This is a genomic window from Streptomyces lavendulae subsp. lavendulae, assembly GCF_002803845.1.
Classification (GTDB): domain Bacteria; phylum Actinomycetota; class Actinomycetes; order Streptomycetales; family Streptomycetaceae; genus Streptomyces; species Streptomyces lavendulae.
In genome coordinates this window covers 7,124,697-7,145,335 of record NZ_CP024985.1, presented here as the reverse complement: position 1 = coordinate 7,145,335, position 20,639 = coordinate 7,124,697, and the positions used below count along the sequence as shown (strand labels likewise).

The following is a 20,639-nucleotide window of genomic DNA, read 5'->3' as shown; positions in this document are numbered from 1 at the left end:
ACGGAGGGGCTCCACATGCCGCTGCTGGAACCGAAGCCGGGGGCGCTGCGCCCGCACGGCCCCGCCGCCCCGGCCCCCGACCGGGTCCCCGACCGCATGGCCCCGGGTACCCCCTCGGTGCTGCGCGCCGAGCTGACCGAACTGCTCGGCGCCGAGAAGGTGCTCTGGAAGGTCTCCGACCTGGTCCGCTACGCCACGGACGCCTCCCCGTACCGGTTCGTGCCGCAGGTCGTGGTGATCGCCGAGGACATCGACGACGTCTCCGCCGTCCTGTCCTACGCCCACGGCAGACAGCGCGAGGTGGTCTTCCGCGCCGCCGGGACCTCGCTGAACGGCCAGGCCCAGGGCGAGGACATCCTGGTCGACGTCCGCCGCCACTGGGCCGGGATCGAGGTCCTGGACGAGGGCCGGCGCGCCCGCATCCGGCCCGGCACCACCGTCCTGCGGGCCAACGCGGCCCTGGCCCGGCACGGCCGGATCCTGGGTCCCGACCCGGCCAGCGCCATCGCCTGCACCCTCGGCGGAGTGGTCGCGAACAACGCCTCCGGCATGACCGCGGGGACCACGAGGAACGCGTACCGCACCCTTTCCTCCCTCACCCTCGTCCTGCCGACCGGAACGGTCGTCGACACCGCCGACCCGCTCGCGGACGAGGAGCTGGCCCGCGCCGAGCCGGCGCTGTGCCACGGGCTGATGGAGATCAAGCGGGAGATCGAGGCCGACCCGGAGCTGGTCGCCCGGATCCGCGCCAAATACGAGATCAAGAACACCACCGGCTACCGGCTCGACGCCTACCTCGACGGCACCACCCCCGTGGAGGTCCTGCGCGGCCTGATGGTCGGCTCCGAGGGCACCCTCGGCTTCATCTCCGAGGTCGTCTTCGACACCCTCCCCCTGGACCGCGAGCTCACCACGGGCCTGCTCTTCTTCCCCTCCCTGCCCGCCGCGGCCGCGGCCGTGCCGCTGTTCAACGCGGCCGGCGCCCTCGCCGTGGAGCTGATGGACGGCAACACCCTGCGCGCCTGCGTCAGCGTCGCGGGCGTGCCGGCCGACTGGGCCCGGCTGCCCCGGGACACGGCCGCGCTGCTGGTGGAGTTCCGGGCCCCGGACGCGGCGGGCCGCGCGGAGCACGAGCGCCGCGCCGCCGGGGTGCTGGCCGGACTGGAGCTGGTGGCCCCCGTCGCCTCCGTGACGAACACCTTCACCGGCGATCCCGCGGTGGTCTCCGGCTACTGGAAGACCCGCAAGGCCTTCGTCACCGCCGTCGGCGGGGCCCGCGCCCCCGGCACCACCCTGATCACCGAGGACTTCGCGGTCCCCCCGTCCCGGCTCGCCGAGGCCTGCGAGGCGCTCCTCGTACTCCAGGCGGAGCACGGGTTCGACGCCGCCGTCGCGGGGCACGCCGCCCATGGCAACCTGCACTTCCTGCTCGCCTTCGACGCCTCCGTCCCCGCCGACGTCGACCGGTACGCGGCCTTCATGGAGGCCTTCTGCCGGCTCACGGTCGAGCGGTTCGACGGCTCGCTGAAGGCCGAGCACTCCACGGGCCGCAACATGGCCCCCTTCCTCGAACTCGAATGGGGCCCGCGGGCCACCGAGCTGATGTGGCGCACCAAGCGGCTCGTCGACCCGGACCTGGTCCTCGCCCCGCGCATCCTCCTCGACCGCGACCCCCGGGCCCATCTGCGCGGACTGAAGACCATCCCGCGGGTCGAGGCCGTGGCGGACCCCTGCATCGAGTGCGGTTTCTGCGAACCGGTCTGCCCCAGCGAGCACCTGACGACCACACCGCGCCAGCGGATCGTGCTGCGCCGCGAGATGATGCGCCAGCCGCCCGGCTCCCCCGTCCTCGACGGCCTGCTCGACGCCTACGGGTACGACGCCGTCGACACCTGCGCGGGCGACTCGGCCTGCGCCCTCGCCTGCCCCGTCGGCATCGACACCGGCGCGCTCATGAAGGACTTCCGCCACCTCCGGCACGGCCCGCGCGAGGAACGCGCCGCCGCCCTGGCCGCCCGGCGGTTCCGGACCGTCGAGGCGGCCGCCCGACTGGCCGTGGCCGCCGCCGACAAGATCACCTCCGCGGTCGGGGACCGCCCCCTGGCGGTGGCGACGGAGGCCGCGCGCAAGGCCGTACGGCCCGACCTGGTGCCGCGCTGGCTGCCGCAGATCCCCGGTGCCGCCGCCCGCGCGCTGCCCACGACCCGGCGGGTGGGCGCGGCCGCGGTCTACTACCCGGCCTGCGTCAACCGCATCTTCGGCGGGCCCGCCGGCGATCCCGGGCCCTCCCTGCCGGAGGCCGTGGTGGCCGTGTCGCAGCGGGCGGGGAAGCCGGTGTGGATCCCCCGCGATGTCACCGGCACCTGCTGCGCGACGATCTGGCACTCCAAGGGGTACGAGGAGGGCAGCCGGGTGATGGCCAACCGGATCGTGGAGGCCGCCTGGGGCTGGACCGCCGGCGGCCGGCTGCCCCTGGTGGTCGACGCCTCCTCCTGCACCCTCGGCCTCGCGCACGAGGTCGTCCCGTACCTGACCGAGGACAACCGGGCCCTGCACGCGGAACTGCGGATCCTCGACTCCGTCGTCTGGGCCGCCCGGGAACTGCTGCCACGGCTGGAGGTGCTGCGCACGGTCGGGTCCGCCGTCCTCCACCCCACCTGCTCGATGCGCCGTCTGGGTGACGAGGCCGAACTGCGCGCGGTCGCCGGGGCCTGCGCCGACGAGGTGGTCGTCCCGGACGACACGGGCTGCTGCGCCTTCGCCGGCGACCGGGGGATGCTGCACCCGGAGCTGACGGAATCGGCGACGGCCCGCGAGGCCGCCGAGGTGACCTCCCGGCAGTTCGACGCGCACCTGTCGGCGAACCGCATGTGCGAGATCGGCATGGACCGGGCCACGGGGCGCGGCTACTCCTCGGCGCTGCTCGCCCTGGAGCGTGCCACGCGCCCCTGAACGCGCCCGCGCGGGCTCGGGTCCGGCGCCGCACGCTCGCGTTTCCGTACCCCCGAAACACGCGCGGGCGCACCCCCGTGCACCGGAAAATCGATTGCCGGGGCCGGTCCGGGAGGACGAACCTTGCGGGGTTCGGCCTACTCGACCAGTCATGGGGCGTCATGCAGATCAGTGATCTTCCGTATCCGGATCCCGGAGTACCGGACGCCCGCACCGGCCCGAGGTTCCTGCTGTGGCTGGGCCGGGGGCAACTCGGCGGCCAGGCCCGCAGCCTGGCCTGGGGGCTCCTGCACTTCGGCGGCGTCGCCGGGCTGCCCTACGCCGTGGGACTCGGCGTGGACGCGGTCGTGCGCCGCGACGGCGGCGGACTGCTCCGCGTCGGCGCGCTGCTCCTGCTGCTCGCCATCGCCATCTCGCTCGGCGACGCGATGCTGCACCGCACCGCCGTCACCAACTGGATCACGGCGGCCGCCCGGGTCCAGCAGCTGCTGGCCCGCAAGACCGCCGAACTGGGCTCCGCCCTGACCCGCCGGGTCGCGGCGGGCGAGGTGGTGGCCGTGTCCACGGGCGACGTGGAGAAGATCGGCTGGTTCGTCGAGGCGGTCTCCCGGTTCCTCGCCGCCGCCCTGACCGTCGCCGCGATCTGCGTCGGCCTGCTCTTCTACGCGCCCGCGATCGGCGTGGTCGTCGCGGTGGGCGTCCCGGTGCTCGCCCTGTCCGTCCTGCCGTTGCTGCCGCGCGCCACCCGGCGCGCGGACGTCCAGCGCGAGAAGGCGGGCAAGGCCACCGAGCTGGCCTCCGACACCGTCGCGGGCCTGCGCGTCCTGCGGGGCATCGGCGGCGAGGAACTCTTCCTCGGGCGCTACCGGGAAGCCTCCCAGGAGGTCCGCAGGGCCGCCGTGCACAGTGCCAGGATGTGGGCGCTGATCGCCGCCGTGCAGGTGCTGCTGCCGGGCGCCCTGATGATCACGGTGGTCTGGTACGGGGCCGTCCTCGTGACGGACGAACAGCTGGCGGTGGGTGAACTCGTCGCGGCCTTCAGCGCGGTGGCCACGATGCTGTACCCGCTGCGGCACTTCCAGGAGATCGCGATGGCCTACTCCTTCTCCCGGCCCTCCGCCGCGCGGGCCGCGCGGGTGCTGTCGCTGACGCGCACCGGGGAAGCGGTCCCGGCCGGCGCCGGCACGACGGGGGCCGCGGCGGCTCCGGCTCCGGGCGGGGACCTGTACGACCCCGAGACGGGGGTGCTGGCCCCGGCCGGTGCCTTCACGGCGGTCGTGTGCGGGGACCCGGACCTGGCGGGGCGGCTGGCGGAGCGGCTGGGCGGCCATCCGACGGACTCCGCCGGCGCGGCGCGTTCGGCGCTGCTCGGCGGGGTGGCGCTGGACGAACTCGCGCTGGACACGGCCCGCGAGCTGGTCCTCGTCCAGGACAAGGATCCGGTGCTGCTGTCCGGGACGCTGCGCGAGCTGTTCGACGTACCGGCCTCGGGGTCGGTGACGCCCCGGGCGGCGCTGGAGGCCGCGCAGTGCGACGACGTCCTGGACGCGCTGCTGCAGTCGGCCCCCGACGGGGTGCGGGACCCGATGGACGCCCGGATCACCGAGCGCGGCCGCTCGCTGTCCGGCGGCCAGCGCCAGCGGCTGGCGCTGGCCAGGTCGCTGGTGACCGACCCGGAGGTGCTGGTGCTGGACGAGCCGACCTCGGCGGTGGACTCGCACACCGAGGCGCGGATCGCCGACGGGATCGCGGCCCTGCGCTCCGGGCGCACGACGGTGGTGCTGGCCTCCTCGCCGCTGCTGCTGGACCGTGCCGACCGGGTCGTCCTGGTCCACGAGGGCCGGGCCCTGCCCGCGGGCACGCACCGCGAGCTGCTGCACGGCGAGCCGCGCTACCGGGCGGTCGTCACCCGCGAGACGGACGAGGAACAGCGGCGCGCCGGGATCGGCCTGGCGGGGCCGGCAGAGGAACTCACAGGGATCGAGGAATCCGCATGATCGGCGTGGCGCCCCCGGAACACGATCCGGCGGCCCCGGAGACGGCCGCGACCCTGCCGGTGGGCACGTCGGCGACCGTACGGGGCTACGTGCGCGGCCTGCTGCGCCGGCACCGGCGGGCCTTCGTGGTGCTGGTGGGGGTCAACGCCGTGGCGGTGGTCGCCTCCATGGTGGGCCCCACCCTGCTGGGACGGGTCGTCGACGAGCTGTCCTCGGGGGCGCGCGAGCTCCATCTGGGGCGCGTGGCCCTGCTGTTCGCGCTGGCGCTGGCCGTCCAGACGTTCTTCGTCCGGATGGTGCGGCTGCGCGGGGCGATGCTCGGCGAGGAGATGCTGGCCGATCTGCGCGAGGACTTCCTGGTGCGGTCGGTCGGTCTGCCCCCGGGCGTCCTGGAACGCGCCGGGACGGGCGACCTGCTCTCGCGGATCACCACCGACATCGACCGGCTGGCCAACGCGATGCGCGAGGCCGTGCCGCAGCTGACCATCGGCGTGGTCTGGGCCGGGCTGCTCTACGGGGCGCTGGTGGTCACCGCCCCGCCGCTGGCGCTGGCCGCGCTGGTGGCGCTGCCGGTCCTGGTCGTCGGATGCCGCTGGTACTTCCGGCGGGCGCCCTCGGCGTACCGCTCGGAAGCGGCCGGGTACGCGGCGGTGGCGGCGGCGCTCACCGAGACGGTGGACGCCGGGCGGACCGTGGAGGCGCACCGGCTGGGGCGTCGCCGGATCGCGCTGTCGGAGCGGCGGATCAAGGAGTGGACCGCCTGGGAGCGGTACACGCTGTACCTGCGGACGGTCCTGTTCCCCGTCGTCAACATCACCTACGTGACGATCCTCGGCGCCGTGCTGATGATCGGCGGGTACTGCGTGCTGCGGGGCTGGATGTCGGTGGGGCAGATGACGACCGGGGCGCTGCTGGCGCAGATGATGGTCGACCCGATCGGCCTGATCCTGCGCTGGTACGACGAACTCCAGATCGCCCAGGTCTCGCTGGCCCGGCTGGTCGGTGTGCGCGAGATCGAACCGGACGCGGGGGACGCCGCCGTCGCCCCCGGGGGCCGGGAGGTGCGGGCGCGGGAGGTCCGGTTCGGTTACAAGGAGGGCGTGGACGTCCTGCACCGGGTGTCGATGTCCGTGCCGCCGGGCACCCGGATGGCGCTGGTCGGCCCCTCGGGCGCGGGCAAGTCCACTCTGGGCCGGCTGCTGGCGGGCATCTACGCGCCCCGGACGGGTGAGGTCACGCTCGGTGGCGCGATGCTGTCGCGGATGCCGGCGGAGCGGGTGCGGGAGCACGTGGCGCTGGTCAACCAGGAGCACCACGTCTTCGTGGGATCGCTGCGGGACAATCTGCGTCTCGCCCGGTCGGGTGCGGCCGACGCCGAACTGTGGGCGGCGCTGGGCGCGGTGGACGCGGACGGCTGGGCGCGGGCCCTGGAGGCGGGGCTGGACACCGAGGTGGGGTCCGGCGGGAGCGCGCTGACCCCGGCTCAGGCCCAGCAGGTCGCGCTGGCCCGGCTGGTGCTGGCGGACCCGCACACGCTGGTGCTGGACGAGGCGACCTCGCTGCTGGATCCGCGGGCCGCCCGGCACCTGGAGCGGTCGCTCGCGGGGGTGCTGGACGGCCGTACGGTCATCGCGATCGCCCACCGGCTCCACACGGCGCACGACGCCGACGTGATCGCGGTGGTCGAGGGCGGCCGCATCAGCGAACTGGGCTCCCACGACGAACTGGTGGCGGCCAACGGCGCCTACGCCGCCCTCTGGCACTCCTGGCACGGCTGACCGACGAGCGTCCCCGGCCCTGCCTCCCCGCCCTGCGAGCCCGGGCCTGCGGACCCGGGACCCACGGCCGGGGTACCGCGGCCGGTGAGCCGAGCCCGGGAGGCCGGGGCCGGTAAGCCCGGGAGCCCGAGGGCCCGGAGGTGGGGACTCGGGGCAGAAGGATCGAGGTCCGGGACCCGCAGGCCCGGTTGCTCGGGGACTCGGGTGTCGGGGGCCCGGGGGTTTGGATGTCCGCGGAGGCGGGGTGGTCAGAGGAAGCCGAGGGCTGATGCGCCGCCGATGCCGCCGAGGAGCATGAAGACCGGCATCAGGACCTTGAGCTCCACCCAGCTGCCGGCACGGAACCGCATCGCCTTCGGAGGGCCGATCGGGTACCAGCGCTTGCCCGCGATCGGCAGGGGCCACAGGATCGGGCAGCCGGAGACGGTGAGCGCGTCGCCGATGTCGTGGACGAGGGCGCCGAGCAGGATCGGCAGGCCGAGCCACAGGTACTCCTGGCCGGGGCCGGTGAAGAGCCAGCCCGCGCCGTTGCCCGGCTGGTCGAGCACGCCGGCCAGGATCCAGGCGCTCGTGGCGCCCAGCAGCCAGACCAGGACGTCGCTGGACATCCGGGCCGCCCGCCACAGGAGGCCCTCGACGGCCAGCACCAGGTGGACGAAGAGCAGCACGAGCACGCCCCAGCGGTCGGCGGTGACCGCGAGCGCCGAGGAGCCGGCGCCTATCAGGACCGCCCAGAGCCAGGTGTGGGTCAGGGTGCGGTGTCCCCCGCTGCGGCGGGCGTCGCGAGGGGCGCGGGTGGCCTTGTAGACGGCGTAGGAGATCTTGTCGACCACCTCGCACAGGCCCCGCGAGAGGGGGCCGAAGGCGCGCGAGATCGTCGCCGACTTGTGGTCGAGGTCGGGGGCCAGGGCCGCACCGGCGCATATGAGCGCGCCGACGACCAGTACGGGCCACGGCATCGGGTGCCCGGCGGCGGCCGTCGCCGCGCCCACCCCCAGCCAGGCCGCTGCCCCGGACAGTGAGTGCGCCGGACCCATCATGGCTTGTGTCCCGCCCCAGTCCTGTGTGGTCGGGCCCCGTCGAGCGTTTCGGTCGGGCCGCCTCGACGGCACAGCGTACCGGTGACGATCTTCGTCCCGGTGGCCGGTTCCCTCTTCCGGGCGGAAGCCAGGCAAGATGGGGGGTGTGACCCTCATTGATCAGCTCCCGCCGAACGCCGACCCCGACGCCCTCTTCGAGGCTTTCTCCTCGTGGGCGGAGGACCAGGGCATCACCCTGTACCCGGCGCAGGAGGAGGCCCTGATCGAGGTCGTCTCCGGGGCGAACGTGATCCTGTCGACGCCGACCGGCTCGGGCAAGAGCCTCGTGGCGGCCGGCGCCCACTTCACCGCGCTGGCCCAGGACAAGGTGACCTTCTACACCGCCCCGATCAAGGCGCTGGTGTCGGAGAAGTTCTTCGACCTGTGCAAGCTCTTCGGCACCGAGAACGTCGGCATGCTGACCGGCGACGCCTCCGTGAACGCGGACGCCCCGGTGATCTGCTGCACGGCCGAGGTGCTGGCCTCCATCGCCCTGCGCGACGGCAAGTACGCCGACATCGGCCAGGTCGTGATGGACGAGTTCCACTTCTACGCGGAGCCGGACCGCGGCTGGGCCTGGCAGATCCCGCTGCTGGAACTGCCCCAGGCGCAGTTCGTCCTGATGTCGGCGACCCTCGGCGACGTGAAGCGGTTCGAGGAGGACCTGACCCGGCGCACCGGCCGTCCGACGTCGGTGGTCCGCTCGGCGAGCCGGCCGGTCCCGCTGTCGTACGAGTACGTGACCACGCCGATCACGGACACCATCACGGAACTGCTGGAGACCCGGCAGGCGCCGGTCTACATCGTGCACTTCACGCAGGCCCAGGCGGTCGAGCGGGCGCAGTCGCTGATGAGCATCAACATGTGCACCCGCGAGGAGAAGGACAAGATCGCGGAGCTGATCGGCAACTTCCGTTTCACCACGAAGTTCGGCCAGAACCTCTCCCGTTACGTCCGCCACGGCATCGGCGTGCACCACGCGGGCATGCTGCCCAAGTACCGGCGGCTGGTGGAGAAGCTGGCCCAGGCCGGTCTGCTGAAGGTCATCTGCGGTACCGACACCCTCGGCGTCGGTGTCAACGTCCCGATCCGCACGGTGCTGTTCACCGCGCTCACCAAGTACGACGGCAACCGCGTCCGCACGCTGCGCGCCCGCGAGTTCCACCAGATCGCCGGACGCGCGGGCCGCGCCGGCTTCGACACGGCCGGCTTCGTGGTCGCGCAGGCGCCCGAGCACGTCATCGAGAACGAGAAGGCCCTCGCGAAGGCGGGCGACGACCCGAAGAAGCGCCGCAAGGTGGTCCGCAAGAAGGCCCCCGAGGGCTTCGTGGCCTGGTCGGACACCACCTTCGAGAAGCTGATCGCCGCCGACCCGGAGCCGCTGACCTCGCGCTTCAAGGTCACCAACATCATGCTGCTGTCGGTCATCGCCCGGCCGGGCGACGCCTTCCAGGCGATGCGCCACCTCCTGGAGGACAACCACGAGCCGCGCAAGGCCCAGCTGCGGCACATCCGGAGGGCCTTCGCGATCTACCGTTCGCTGCTGGACGGCGGCGTGGTGGAGAAGCTCGACACCCCGGACGCCGAGGGCCGCACCATCCGCCTGACCGTCGACCTCCAGCAGGACTTCGCGCTCAACCAGCCGCTGTCCACCTTCGCGCTGGCCTCCTTCGACCTGCTGGACCCGGAGTCCCCGTCCTACGCGCTGGACATGGTCTCGGTCGTCGAGTCCACCCTGGACGACCCGCGCCAGATCCTGGCCGCCCAGCAGAACAAGGAGCGCGGCATCGCGGTCGGCGCGATGAAGGCCGACGGGATCGAGTACGAGGAGCGCATGGAGCGCCTCCAGGACGTCACCTATCCCAAGCCCCTGGAAGAGCTGCTGCTGCACGCCTACGACGTGTACAGCAAGAGCCACCCGTGGGTCCGCGACCACCCGGTCTCCCCGAAGTCGATCATCCGCGACATGTACGAGCGCGCGATGACCTTCACCGAGTTCACCTCCTTCTACGAGCTGGCCCGCACCGAGGGCATCGTGCTGCGCTACCTGGCGGGCGCGTACAAGGCGCTGGACCACACCATCCCCGACGACCTCAAGTCCGAGGACCTGCAGGACCTCATCGCGTGGCTGGGCGAGCTCGTCCGCCAGGTGGACTCCAGCCTGCTCGACGAGTGGGAGCAGCTGGCGAACCCGGAGGTGGAGACGGCGGAGCAGGCCCAGGAGAAGGCCGACCAGGTCAAGCCGGTCACCGCGAACGCCCGCGCCTTCCGGGTGCTGGTCCGCAACGCCATGTTCCGACGGGTCGAGCTGGCGGCCCTGGACCACGTCAACGTGCTGGGCGAGCTGGACGCCGAGTCCGGCTGGGACGCCGACGCCTGGGGCGAGGCCATGGACGGGTACTGGGACGAGTACGACGACCTCGGCACCGGCCCCGACGCCCGCGGCCCCAAGCTCCTCCAGATCGAGGAGGACCCCGCCCACGGCCTGTGGCGCGTCCGCCAGACGTTCGCCGACCCGAACGGCGACCATGGCTGGGGCATCAGCGCCGAGGTCGACCTCGCCGCGTCCGACGAGGAGGGCCGGGCCGTCATCCGGGTCACCTCGGTCGGCGAACTCGGGCTGCTCTGACCCGACCCCGCACGCCGCCGGCCGGTGCCCGGGCACCGCGCCGGCCGGACCCGCCGCACCCGACAGTGGAGAGCTGCTGATGACGAACCCCGCCGAGAGACTGGTCGATCTGCTCGACCTGGAGCAGATCGAGGTCAACATCTTCCGGGGCGCGAGCCCCCAGGAATCCCTCCAGCGCGTGTTCGGCGGGCAGGTCGCCGGGCAGGCCCTGGTGGCGGCCGGCCGCACCACCGAGAGCGACCGGCCGGTCCACTCCCTGCACGCGTACTTCCTGCGTCCGGGCATCCCCGGGGTGCCGATCGTGTACCAGGTGGAACGGGTGCGCGACGGGCGCTCCTTCACCACACGCCGGGTCACCGCGGTCCAGCAGGGCAAGACCATCTTCAATCTGACCGCCTCCTTCCATCACCCGGAGGAGGGCAGCATCGAGCACCAGCTGCCTCCTCGCCTCGACTTCCCCCACCCGGACGCGCTTCCGAAGGTCGTGGACGAGATCCGCGAGCACCTGGGCGCGCTGCCCGAGGCGCTGGAGCGGATGGCCCGCCGTCAGCCCTTCGACATCCGGTACGTGGACCGGCTCCGCTGGACTCCGGAGGAGCTCAAGGACGCCGATCCGCGCAGTGCGGTGTGGATGCGGGCGGTCGGCCCGCTGGGCGACGACCCGCTCGTGCACACCTGCGCCCTCACCTACGCCAGTGACATGACCCTCCTCGACGCCGTGCGCATCCCCGTGGAACCCCTGTGGGGCATGCGCGGTTTCGACATGGCCTCGCTGGACCACGCGATGTGGTTCCACCGGCCCTTCCGCGCGGACGAGTGGTTCCTGTACGACCAGGAGTCACCCATCGCGCACGGCGGCCGCGGTCTGGCCCGTGGCCGCATCTACGACGTGGAGGGCAGGCTGCTGGTCTCCGTGGTCCAGGAGGGTCTCTTCCGCCCGTACCCGGCCTCGGCGGCCAAGCCGGCCGTGTCCCCGCAGTAGTCTCCGCGACCGCTCCGCCAGCTCCTGCGCCGGCGGCGGTGGCGTCCGTAATCCCGTCATCTCCCCTCCCCAGAGTCGAGCGCACATGTCCACCCCGGTCCTCCCCTGCCCCTGCGGGCTGCCCGCCACCTACCCCGACTGCTGCGGCCGCTTCCACTCGGGCGCCAAACAGGCGCCCACCGCCGAGCTGCTGATGCGGTCGCGGTTCAGCGCGTTCGCGGTCGGCGACAGCGCCTACCTGATGCGCTCCTGGCACTCCTCGACCCGGCCGGGCCGGCTCGATCTGGATCCCGCTCAGCACTGGGAGCGGCTGGAGATCCTGGCCACCGAGCGCGGCGGGATGTTCGAGACGGAGGGGTCGGTGGAGTTCCGGGCGCACTACCGGGAGGGCGGGCACACGGGTTCGCTGCGCGAGCACAGTGCCTTCTCCCGCGAGGCGGGGGCCTGGGTCTACGTCGGCCCCCTCTCCCCCGTCGAGTTCGACTGACCCCGCTCCCCCGTCGAGTTCCGCCGGCCTCGCGCCCCGGTCAGGGCGAAGTCGAGGCTGGTCCGGTACCAGTGCACCTCGTCCGGCGGTTCCGCCAGCAGCAGCCGCCCGGCCACGGCGGCCGCGGCCGGGACCTGCGGGTGTCCGTAGGGCGGGGGCGGCGCGAGCGCCGCGAGGACGATCCGTTCCGCCGGATCGGGGACGGCCTGGCGCACCTGCTGCTCGGGGAGCACGGAGGCCAGTACGGCGGCCCGCTCCCAGGGATCGGCGGTCCGTCTCAGCAGCAGCCCCACGTGCCGCCCGCGCCACCGGCGCGGGCGCAGGTCCGCTTTGGCCTCCAGCATCTCCCGGTCCTCCGGGGGCGCGGCCCCGCTCAGCATCCCGGGCTCCCGGGCGGCGAACTCCCTCAGCTCGGCGGCCAGGTAGAGCCAGACGACGGCCCGGTAGCGGTTGATCCGGTAGCCGACGGGGGTGAGGTGCCCGCAGCGCGCGAGCCGGGTGAAGCGGCTCGGTCCGGTCCCCAGCGCCCGTGCCCCGGCGTCGGCACCGGCCACGGTCTCGACCCGCTCCCGCAGTGCCTGCGGGTACCCCTCAGCCGCCCTGACCCGGTCCAGTTCGGCCCGGGTGAAACGGGCGGCTCCGCCGGCCGCCCGCGGGCCGGGACGCACCAGACCCAGCTGGACGGCGCGCGCGAACTCACCCCGGCGCAGGCCCAGTTCCCCCGCGGCCCGGGGGCCGCTCAGCAGCTCCGGCGGCCGCGCGTCCGGCTCCGGTAGCGGCTGCTCCGCACGCACGCCCTCGGGCGTCTCCCTGCCGGCCGACGCACGCTCCAGCGCTTGCACCTTCATCACGGTCCTCCCCCACGAGCGACGATCACTCTGCGTGAAGAAGGTAACCCAACGTGACGAACCCGCGCGAGGCCTGTGGAAAACTCCGCTCCCGGCGCCCGCCGGTCAGCCCCCGGTGATCCTCCGCTCCGCGACCCCCAGGTGTTCCCCAACCCGGTTGACCAGCAGCGTCATCTCGTACGCCACCTGCACGATGTCCGCCTCGGCCGCGCTCAGCGCGCACAGGCTGCTGCCGGAACCCGCCGCGACGACGAACAGGAAGCCCTCGTCGTACTCGACCATGGTCTGGCGCACCTCCCCCGCCCTGAAGTGCCGCCCCGACCCCTTGGCCAGGCTCTGCAGCCCCGCCGCGACGGCCGCTAGGTGCTCGGCGTCCTCACGCGCCAGCCCGGCGCTCGCGGCCGTCACCAGCCCGTCGTTCGACAGCACCACCGCGTGGCGGACCTGCTGGACCCTGCGCGTCAGATCGTCCAGCAGCCAGTCGAGCTGCTTGTCCAGTGCCATTTCCAGCCCCTCCCCGTCGACGCGGCCGACGTGGCCGCGCCCCACCCCGCGTAGTCGTGCCGCAAGCCTTCCCCACCAGCCCCTTTCCGGCAAGGAGGATGGGCCCATGGCACAGAAGATGACTCAAGAGGAATGGCGTGCGTTCGTCTCGCACTCCACCCGCACCGGAAAGCTGTCCACGGTCCGCGAGGACGGAAGCCCGCACATCGCTCCCATCTGGTTCGTTCTCGACGGTGACGCCTTCGTCTTCAACACCGGCAAGAACACCGTCAAGGGGCGGAATCTGGCCCGCGACGGCCGGGTCGCCCTCTGCGTGGACGACGACCGGCCGCCCTTCTCCTACGTCGTGCTCCAGGGACGCGCCGAGATCAGCGAGGACCTGGAGGAGATGCTCCCCTGGGCCACGCGGATCGGCTCCCGCTACATGGGCGAGGAGCGGGGCGAGGCCTTCGGCCGCCGCAACGCGGTTCCCGGCGAACTCCTCGTCCGCGTACCGATCGAGAAGGTGATCGCGACGGCCGGCATCGCCGACTGACGTCACACCGGATCGGCCTGCGACCCGACCGCATCGAGCAGCCGGGCGGTGTGCACCCGCCCGGCGTACTCGACCAGCCTGATCAGCACTTCCTTCCCCGAGTCCTTGTCACGGGCGTCGCACAGCACCACCGGCGTCCCCTGCTCCAGGTCGAGGGCCCGCGCCACGTCGGTGGTCCCGTATCGGCGGGCGTCGGTGAAGCAGTTGACGGCCACCACGAACGGGATCCGCCGGTGCTCGAAGTAGTCCACGGCCGGGAAGCAGTCCTCCAGCCGCCGGGTGTCGGCGAGGACCACCGCACCCAGCGCGCCCAGCGCGAGCTCGTCCCACAGGAACCAGAACCGGTCCTGCCCCGGCGTGCCGAACAGGTACAGGGACAGGCCGGAGCGGATCGTGATCCGTCCGAAGTCCATGGCCACGGTGGTCGTGGTCTTCCGTTCGACCCCGCCGGTGTCGTCGACCCGCTCGCCCGCCTCGCTCAGCAGCTCTTCCGTCCGCAGCGGCCTGATCTCGCTGACCGCGCCCACGAGCGTGGTCTTGCCGACGCCGAAGCCCCCCGCCACGAGGATCTTCAGAGCGAGCGCGGCCAGTTCCTCGTCCGTCCCGGGACCTCCCCGCTCCGCCGGTCCGTTGTCGTGCAGTCCCATCACAGCGCTCGCAATCCCTCGATGACTTCCCGCAGAATCCGCATCTCCGGCAGCCGCGCGGGCGGCACCGGACGGCTGACCTTGACGTGCCCCGCCTCCAACAGGTCACCGAGCAGCACCCGCACCACCCCCACGGGCAGGTCCGCGTCGGCGGCGAGTTCGGCCACCGACTGGGTCTCGTCGCGGCAGCGCCCGAGCAGTGCCCGGTGCTCGGGACCGAGCAGCGCCTCCTCCCCCGTTCCCCCGGCCGCCGGGTCCACCACGACCAGCGCGATGAGGTCGAAGCGCACGCCGTGGGGTCCCGGCTTCGTGCGCCCGCCGGTCATGGCGTAGGGGCGCACGAGCGGGCCCGCCTCGGCGTCGTACCACTGGCCGTTCATGCTCCGGACCCCGCCCTCACCCGGCGGCCGGCGGGCGGACCGCGAACCGGGGCGGGGCGTAGAGGTGCTCGCCGACCCGCTTGACCAGCCGGGCCATCTCGTAGGCGATCAGCCCGATGTCGGCACCGGCCGCGCTGAGGACGGCCAGGCAGGAGCCGTCGCCCGCGGCCGCGACGAAGAGGAAGCCCTCGTCCATCTCCACCATCGTCTGGCGCACGCCCCCGGTGCGGAAGTGCCGGCCCGCGCCCTTGGCCAGGCTGTGGAACCCGGAGGCCACGGCGGCGAGGTGCTCGGCGTCCTCCCTGCTCAGCGCACTGGAGGAGCCCACGGCCAGGCCGTCGTTGGACAGGACGACGGCGTGCCGGACCTCGCGGACCCGCGTCACCAGGTCGTCCAGCAACCAGTCCAGCTCGCCGGACCGGCGCACCGGGTCGGAACCGGTCCTGGGGTCGGTCCCGCGGCCGGTCCCGGGGGCGCTCCTGCGTCCGGTCGTTCCCCAGCCGGTCCCGTGGTGTTCGATCATCACACTTCTCCTTCGCTGCCCGCGTGGGGGCCGCCGTTCGGGTTCGAGGTCTCCCGGGTCCCGCGCGCCCAGCCCGCCCGGAAGGCGGCCATCCGTTCCCGGGCCTGTTCGGGGCTGCGGTCCGGGGGCTCCTCGGAGGTCCGGGCGTCACCGGGGGCCTGCTCACCGGACGCCTCGCGCAGCTGCGGGACCAGGCTGGCCTGCCGTACCCGGCGCGGCAGTCCGGCGACCGGTGCGGCGACGAGGGCGGGCGCGGGCCCCGGGGCGGGGGTGGACGCCGAGTGCGTACGGGTGCCCGTGCCACCGGGGCCGCGCGGCCGGAGGGGGGCCACCGGAGCGGGGCGCGACCCCTGCGGTCCGGGGGCGCCGGGCGCGGCGGAGACGGGGGCCGGGCCCGGCACCGGGACGGGGTCGGGGTCCGGGGTGGTGGGGGCGGAGGCGGGGGCGGGCTCGATCGCGCCCTGGAGCAGGGAGTTGGGCAGCAGCACGACCGCGGTCGTACCTCCGTAGGGTGACGGCCGCAGGCGCACCCGCACCCCGTGGCGGGAGGAGAGGCGGCTGACCACGAACAGGCCGAGGCGGTCGCTGTCGAAGAGGTCGAGGTCCTCGGAGTGCTCGATGCGGCGGTTGGCGTCGGCCAGCGCCTCGCGGCCCATACCCAGTCCCCGGTCCTCGACCTCCAGGACGTACCCGGCGCCGACGGGCTCGCCGCTGACCCGGACCTTGGTGTGCGGCGGGGAGAACTGGGTCGCGTTCTCCACGAGTTCGGCGAGGAGGTGGGTGAGGTCGGCCACCGACGCGCCGACGACGGCGGTCTCCGCGAGGCCGCGGACCTCGACCCGCGGGTAGTCCTCGATCTCGGAGACGGCGGCGCGCACGACGTTCGTGAGCGGGACCGGCACGCGCCAGGCCCGGCCGGGAGCGGCGCCCGAGAGGATGATCAGGCTTTCCGCGTGACGGCGCATCCGGGTGGTGAGGTGGTCGAGCCGGAAGAGGTCGTCGAGCTCGCCGGGGTCGTCGGCGCGCCGCTCCATGGAGTCCAGCAGGCTGAGCTGCTTGTGCACGAGGACCTGGCTGCGGCGGGCGAGGTTGACGAAGACCCCGCTCACCCCGCTGGCGAATTCGGCCCGTTCGACGGCGGCGCTCAGGGCGGCGCGGTGGAGGGTGGACAGCGCGGTGCCGACCTGGGTGATCTCGTCCTCGGTGGTCCGCCGTCCGGGCACGGCCACGGCTTCGACGTCGGTGTCGGTGTCGGTGTCGATGTCGATGTCGATGCCGACGGTTTGCCCCGAGCGGAGCCGTTCCATGGCGTCCGGGAGCTTGCGGTGGGCGATCTCCAGGGCGGTGTTGCGCAGCGAGACCAGTTCGACGACGAGGGTGCGGCCGATGCGGACCGAGATGACCAGCGAGGCGGCGACGGCGGCCAGCCCCAGCAACACCGCCGCCCCGGCGGGGCCGAGCAGCCCCTCGGCGAGCGGGTCGCTCTGACCCACTGCCCCGTCACCGGCGGCCTGCCGGATGTCGCGCATCGAGCCGCTGACGCTCGTGTACGCGGCCTCCCACCCGGCGGGCACCCCGCGCGATGCCTCCTTGGGGGCCTCCTTGGGCGCCTCCTTGGGCGCCTCCCGCTGTGCCGTCGCACCGCCGGCGGGGGTGGCGGCCAGGGCCTTGTCCTCCGCGCCCGTGAGCTCGGCGTAGGACGCGCTCTTCGCCACGGACTCCCAGGCGGCGCGCTGGGCCGCCGGCAGGTCGGGGGCGGTGGCGGCGGTCAGTGTGCGACGGTTCTCGACCACGCCGGTCAGGCGGCGGAGCGCCTCGGGGGTGCGCGGTCCCGGCAGGGCGAGCAGGACGTCCTCGCGGGAGAGCATCTCGCCGGCGCGGGCGAACTCCAGCAGCACGCGGGAGCCGGGGCCGGTTTCGGGGTCCTGACCGCCGGAGAGGGCTCCCTCGACGGCGAGGGCGGCGTCGGCGGCCTCGGTGTAGACCGCGTAGGCGCCGTCCGGGGTGGCGCGGCGCCCGGTGACGTCCTTGCGGGCCGCGGCGAGACCTTCCGCGCGGGAGACGAAGGTGTCCAGCCGGGTGACCACGTCGCCGTGGTGGTCACCGGAGTCGGCGACGGTGTGGCGGCTTCCGAGGCGGAGCCGCCCTACGGCCTCGTCCGTGCGCCGGGCCTGCTGTTCCAGGGCCGGCGCCTGGTCGGAAGCCGGATCGGCCAGGAAGCGGACGGCGGCGCGGCGTTCGGCCTGGAGCTCGGTCAGGGCGGCGGCGACGGGGGTACGGATCTCGGCGTCGGCCTGCCGTTCCCGGCTGAGCCGGGCGACGTCCTGGGCGGCGGCGACGGCGGCGAAGGCCCACAGGCCGAGCAGGGAGACGACCGGGACCATCAGCAGCGAGACGATCTTCGCCCGGACGGTGGCGGGGCGCAGCCGGATCCGGGGGCGCGTGCCGACGGGACCGCTCCCGGCCGGGGCGGTAGCGGGGTCCGGGCCGGGCGGTTCCTCGGCGGGCGGACCGGCGTGCGCCCGGCGGCCGCGCACCGGTGGCACGGGTGGCACGGCCGGCCGCGGAGCCGCTGCCTGCGGTCTTCTGCGGGATGTGCGCATGGGCTCCTCGTTCGGGGCGGTACGGGCCGGGACGGGACGTGGCCGGGACGGGCGGTCGTTCAGTGGGCGGGCACGGCTCCCTCGCCCGGCCGGCCGGGCGCCGCGGGTGCGGGGGCGGCGACGGCCCCGGAGGCGGCACCGGAGGCCGAGGCGGACGCGGCGCGTTCGTCGGCGGTCGGGGACAGCGCCACGAACGCGGCGGTGATGAACAGGTAGGAGCCGAGCCCGACCGCGAGCGGGAAGATGAACTGCAGGGCGGTGGCCCCCGGCAGTGCCCGGTCCGAGGGGGTGACGTGGACGGAGACGGCCAGCATCCCGGTGTAGTGCATGCTGCTGACCGCGAGGCCCATCACCAGGGAGGCGACGGCCACGGCCGCCGGCGACTTGATGTTGAGCGCGGCCCAGAGGGCGGCGGTGGCGGCGACGACGGCGATGACGACGGAGAGCCCGACGGTGAGCGGGTCGTAGGCGACCCGGCCGTGCAGGCGCAGGGCCGCCATGCCGAGGTAGTGCATGCTCGCGACGCCGAGTCCGGTGGTCAGTCCGCCGAGGACGAGGGACCGGCGGCCGTGGGCGGTGCCGTAACCGACGGCGAAGACGCCCGCGCCGACGACGAGCACCGCGACGAACAGGCTGAGGACGGTCAGTGGCACGTTGTAGTGGATCTCGGTGCCGGTGACGTGGAAGCCGAGCATCGCGACGAAGTGCATCGTCCAGATGCCGGTGCCGATGGCCGAGGCCGCGGTGAGGAGCCAGTTACGGCGGGAGGTGCCGGTGGCGGCGAGCGCGCGGACGGTGCAGCGCAGTCCGAGGGCGGCGCCGATCGATGCCATCACATATGACAGTGCGGGTGTCAGCCAGCCATAGGCGGCGTGGTCCAGGTGTCCCATGGCCACGGGACGCTAGTCCGGGTGAGGGCGCGAACAAGGGGAGCATTTCGAAAGCCGCTGGAACTGCTGGAATATGACAGAGATACGTTCATCTCCGATCACACCACGTGCCAGCTTGCACACGGCCCACAGGCGGTGACGGTGCGGGATCATGGCGGCATGAGCCCTATGAGCCGTACGAACGAGGACCACACACACGTGCAGGAGTTCTTCGGGGCACGCGCCGCCGACTGGGACCGCAAGTTCCCGGAGGACGGACCCGCCTTCACCGCCGCCGTGGGCGAGCTCGGGGTGGGCCCGGGCGACCGGGTGCTCGACGCGGGCTGCGGGACGGGCCGGGCCCTGACCCCGCTGCGCGCGGCCGTCGGCCCTGCGGGAACCGTGCTCGGCGTGGACCTCACGGAGCGGATGCTGGCCGCCGCGCGGGAGGCCGGGCGGGACGCCGACGGCACCCTGCTGCTCGCGGACGTGGCCCGGCTCCCGCTGCGCGACGGATCCCTCGACGCGGTGTTCGCGGCCGGGCTGATCGCGCACCTGCCCGACCCGGCGGCGAACCTGGCCGAGCTCGCCCGTGTGGTCCGCCCCGGCGGCCGCCTCGCGCTGTTCCACCCGATCGGGCGAGCGGCCCTCGCCGCCCGCCACGGCCGCGAGCTGACCCCGGACGACCTGCGGGCGGAGCACAACCTCCGCCCGCTGCTGTCCGGTTCGGGCTGGGACATGACCTCGTACGCCGACGAGGACGCCCGCTTCCTGGTCCTGGCGGCCCGCCGCCCCTGAGGCCTTCGGGCCTTACGTCTCCCCGCGCGCCGGGGCCGCCCCGGCGCCCGGCGGCTACGCGGGCGGCTGGGCTTCGGCTCCGGCCGGGCGGCGCGGGTGCGGCACGGGGCAGCCGCCCGCGCCGGGCACGGGGAACGTACCGAGCTCGCCGACGTCGTAGCCGTCGGGGTAGCCCTTGATCTCCGGGTTCTGGCGGGCGTAGTGAGGTGCCCGGCGGGGCGGCAGGAGCCGCACCGCGCGACCCCGCAGCCACAGCGCCCCCCGGACCAGGCGCTGGAGGCCTGGACCCGGGGGCTCGTAGCGGAAGGCGCTCAGCAGCGGCTCGTCGAGGAGGGTGAGGCTCGCGCGGCGCACGGCGGGGGCGAGCGGCGCCGGGTACCAGGAGGCCATGAGGTCGAGGGTGGAGTCGGCGACCTCCCGGCCGCCTTCGTCCCAGCCGAAGTGCGCCTGTTCGTAGGCGTTCAGGGTGGCCTCGAACTCCTCGTAGGAGCCCGGGATGTCCTTGATGCCCAGATGGCGGCCGAGGGTGGCGTAGTAGTTGGCGCAGGCCCGCCGCTCGTGGTGGGTCAGCGGGCGCCAGCCGTAGGCGTCGATCCAGCGGGCGGGGATCACGACGAACGTGCACAGGACGTAGCGCATGTCGTCGTCGGAGATGTCGTAACTGCGGTGCATCTGGTTGACGCGACGGATCGCGGTGAGCGCCGTGTCGCTGTCGAAGCCGTGCTCGACGACCGCGTCGAGGAGCAGCGCGGTGTCGTCGTAGCGCTTCTGGGCGCGCCGGGTGAATTCGGCCGTCTCGGCGAGCAGGCCGCCGATGGAGGGCACGGCGTAGGTGCGGAAGAGGGCGAGTTCCAGGGCGCGGGTGAAGTCCCACGGGAACTCATAGGTGGTGGTGAGCCGGTAGATGGCGAGGAAGTCCTTGTCGGGGTCGAGCCGGAGGATCTCCCTCAGCCGGTCGTAACGCTGCACCGGTGTCCCTTTCTGTGGCGGGTGCCCAACTCTACGTGCAGGTAGCGGGCTTGGAAATC

17 protein-coding genes are annotated in these 20,639 nt (G+C 73.7%); 8 read left to right on the top strand and 9 right to left on the bottom strand.

Going from position 1 to position 20,639, the window contains the following annotated elements; all coding sequences use genetic code 11:
* The first annotated feature begins 15 nt into the window (after nt 1–15).
* The 3 genes from SLAV_RS31955 (at nt 16) to SLAV_RS31945 (ending at nt 6,727) form a co-directional block, all read left to right on the top strand.
* A complete protein-coding gene (locus SLAV_RS31955) occupies nt 16–2,952 on the top strand; it encodes an FAD-binding and (Fe-S)-binding domain-containing protein (protein WP_030232664.1) in 2,937 nt (978 codons plus the stop codon).
* 161 nt (nt 2,953–3,113) lie between these two features.
* Nucleotides 3,114–4,949 carry an ABC transporter transmembrane domain-containing protein gene (locus tag SLAV_RS31950; RefSeq protein ID WP_030232662.1) on the top strand — a complete coding sequence of 612 codons (1,836 nt, stop codon included), beginning with the start codon at nt 3,114–3,116 and terminating at the stop codon, nt 4,947–4,949.
* A complete protein-coding gene (locus SLAV_RS31945) occupies nt 4,946–6,727 on the top strand; it encodes an ABC transporter ATP-binding protein (protein WP_030232661.1) in 1,782 nt (593 codons plus the stop codon). Before SLAV_RS31950 ends, SLAV_RS31945 begins: the two co-directional genes overlap by 4 nt.
* A 248-nt stretch (nt 6,728–6,975) precedes the next feature.
* On the opposite strand, the gene SLAV_RS31940 is transcribed toward SLAV_RS31945, so the two are convergent.
* A complete protein-coding gene (locus SLAV_RS31940) occupies nt 6,976–7,767 on the bottom strand; it encodes a metal-dependent hydrolase (RefSeq protein ID WP_030232659.1) in 792 nt (263 codons plus the stop codon).
* A 145-nt stretch (nt 7,768–7,912) separates the two neighbouring features.
* On the opposite strand from SLAV_RS31940, the gene SLAV_RS31935 reads away from it, so the two are divergent.
* The 3 genes from SLAV_RS31935 to SLAV_RS31925 all read left to right on the top strand — a co-directional run bounded on the left by SLAV_RS31935 (nt 7,913) and on the right by SLAV_RS31925 (nt 11,904).
* A complete protein-coding gene (locus SLAV_RS31935; RefSeq protein ID WP_030232657.1) occupies nt 7,913–10,435 on the top strand; it encodes a DEAD/DEAH box helicase in 2,523 nt (840 codons plus the stop codon).
* Nucleotides 10,436–10,514: 79 nt separating this feature from the next.
* Nucleotides 10,515–11,417: an acyl-CoA thioesterase gene (locus tag SLAV_RS31930; RefSeq protein WP_030232656.1), complete on the top strand. Its 903-nt coding sequence runs from the start codon at nt 10,515–10,517 to the stop codon at nt 11,415–11,417.
* An 85-nt stretch (nt 11,418–11,502) separates the two neighbouring features.
* The gene (locus tag SLAV_RS31925; protein WP_030232654.1) at nt 11,503–11,904 is read left to right on the top strand and encodes a YchJ family protein; all 402 of its coding nucleotides are present in this window, start codon (nt 11,503–11,505) and stop codon (nt 11,902–11,904) included.
* On the opposite strand, the gene SLAV_RS31920 is transcribed toward SLAV_RS31925, so the two are convergent.
* Together SLAV_RS31920 and SLAV_RS31915 are read right to left on the bottom strand one after the other, a co-directional pair.
* Nucleotides 11,868–12,752, bottom strand: coding sequence for a DUF6397 family protein (locus tag SLAV_RS31920; protein ID WP_051841096.1), 885 nt, complete (start codon nt 12,750–12,752; stop codon nt 11,868–11,870). The genes SLAV_RS31925 and SLAV_RS31920 overlap by 37 nt on opposite strands.
* Before the next feature lie 105 nt (nt 12,753–12,857).
* Complete coding sequence (locus SLAV_RS31915) at nt 12,858–13,256, bottom strand: roadblock/LC7 domain-containing protein (RefSeq protein ID WP_030232651.1); 399 nt, start codon at nt 13,254–13,256, stop codon at nt 12,858–12,860.
* A 106-nt stretch (nt 13,257–13,362) separates the two neighbouring features.
* On the opposite strand from SLAV_RS31915, the gene SLAV_RS31910 reads away from it, so the two are divergent.
* Nucleotides 13,363–13,791, top strand: a complete 429-nt coding sequence (locus SLAV_RS31910) for a PPOX class F420-dependent oxidoreductase (protein WP_030232649.1) — start codon at nt 13,363–13,365, stop codon at nt 13,789–13,791.
* 2 nt (nt 13,792–13,793) lie between these two features.
* Here the strand turns inward: SLAV_RS31910 and SLAV_RS31905 are convergent, their stop codons facing one another.
* The 5 genes from SLAV_RS31905 to SLAV_RS31885 form a co-directional block, all read right to left on the bottom strand.
* On the bottom strand, nt 13,794–14,438 hold the full coding sequence (locus SLAV_RS31905) for a GTP-binding protein (protein ID WP_030232648.1): 645 nt from the start codon (nt 14,436–14,438) through the stop codon (nt 13,794–13,796).
* The gene (locus SLAV_RS31900; protein WP_030232646.1) at nt 14,438–14,818 is read right to left on the bottom strand and encodes a DUF742 domain-containing protein; all 381 of its coding nucleotides are present in this window, start codon (nt 14,816–14,818) and stop codon (nt 14,438–14,440) included. Before SLAV_RS31900 ends, SLAV_RS31905 begins: the two co-directional genes overlap by 1 nt.
* A 16-nt stretch (nt 14,819–14,834) precedes the next feature.
* A complete protein-coding gene (locus tag SLAV_RS31895; protein WP_234333691.1) occupies nt 14,835–15,341 on the bottom strand; it encodes a roadblock/LC7 domain-containing protein in 507 nt (168 codons plus the stop codon).
* Entirely contained in the window at nt 15,341–17,878 is a 2,538-nt protein-coding gene (locus SLAV_RS31890; RefSeq protein WP_051841095.1) for a sensor histidine kinase, read from the bottom strand. The genes SLAV_RS31895 and SLAV_RS31890 overlap by 1 nt, the downstream gene beginning before the upstream one ends.
* A gap of 125 nt (nt 17,879–18,003) precedes the next feature.
* Nucleotides 18,004–18,834, bottom strand: a complete 831-nt coding sequence (locus SLAV_RS31885; RefSeq protein WP_051841114.1) for an MHYT domain-containing protein — start codon at nt 18,832–18,834, stop codon at nt 18,004–18,006.
* A gap of 168 nt (nt 18,835–19,002) precedes the next feature.
* On the opposite strand from SLAV_RS31885, the gene SLAV_RS31880 reads away from it, so the two are divergent.
* A complete protein-coding gene (locus tag SLAV_RS31880; RefSeq protein WP_030232637.1) occupies nt 19,003–19,611 on the top strand; it encodes a class I SAM-dependent methyltransferase in 609 nt (202 codons plus the stop codon).
* A 54-nt stretch (nt 19,612–19,665) separates the two neighbouring features.
* On the opposite strand, the gene SLAV_RS31875 is transcribed toward SLAV_RS31880, so the two are convergent.
* On the bottom strand, nt 19,666–20,580 hold the full coding sequence (locus tag SLAV_RS31875) for an oxygenase MpaB family protein (protein WP_030232634.1): 915 nt from the start codon (nt 20,578–20,580) through the stop codon (nt 19,666–19,668).
* Between the last annotated feature and the right edge of the window lie 59 nt (nt 20,581–20,639).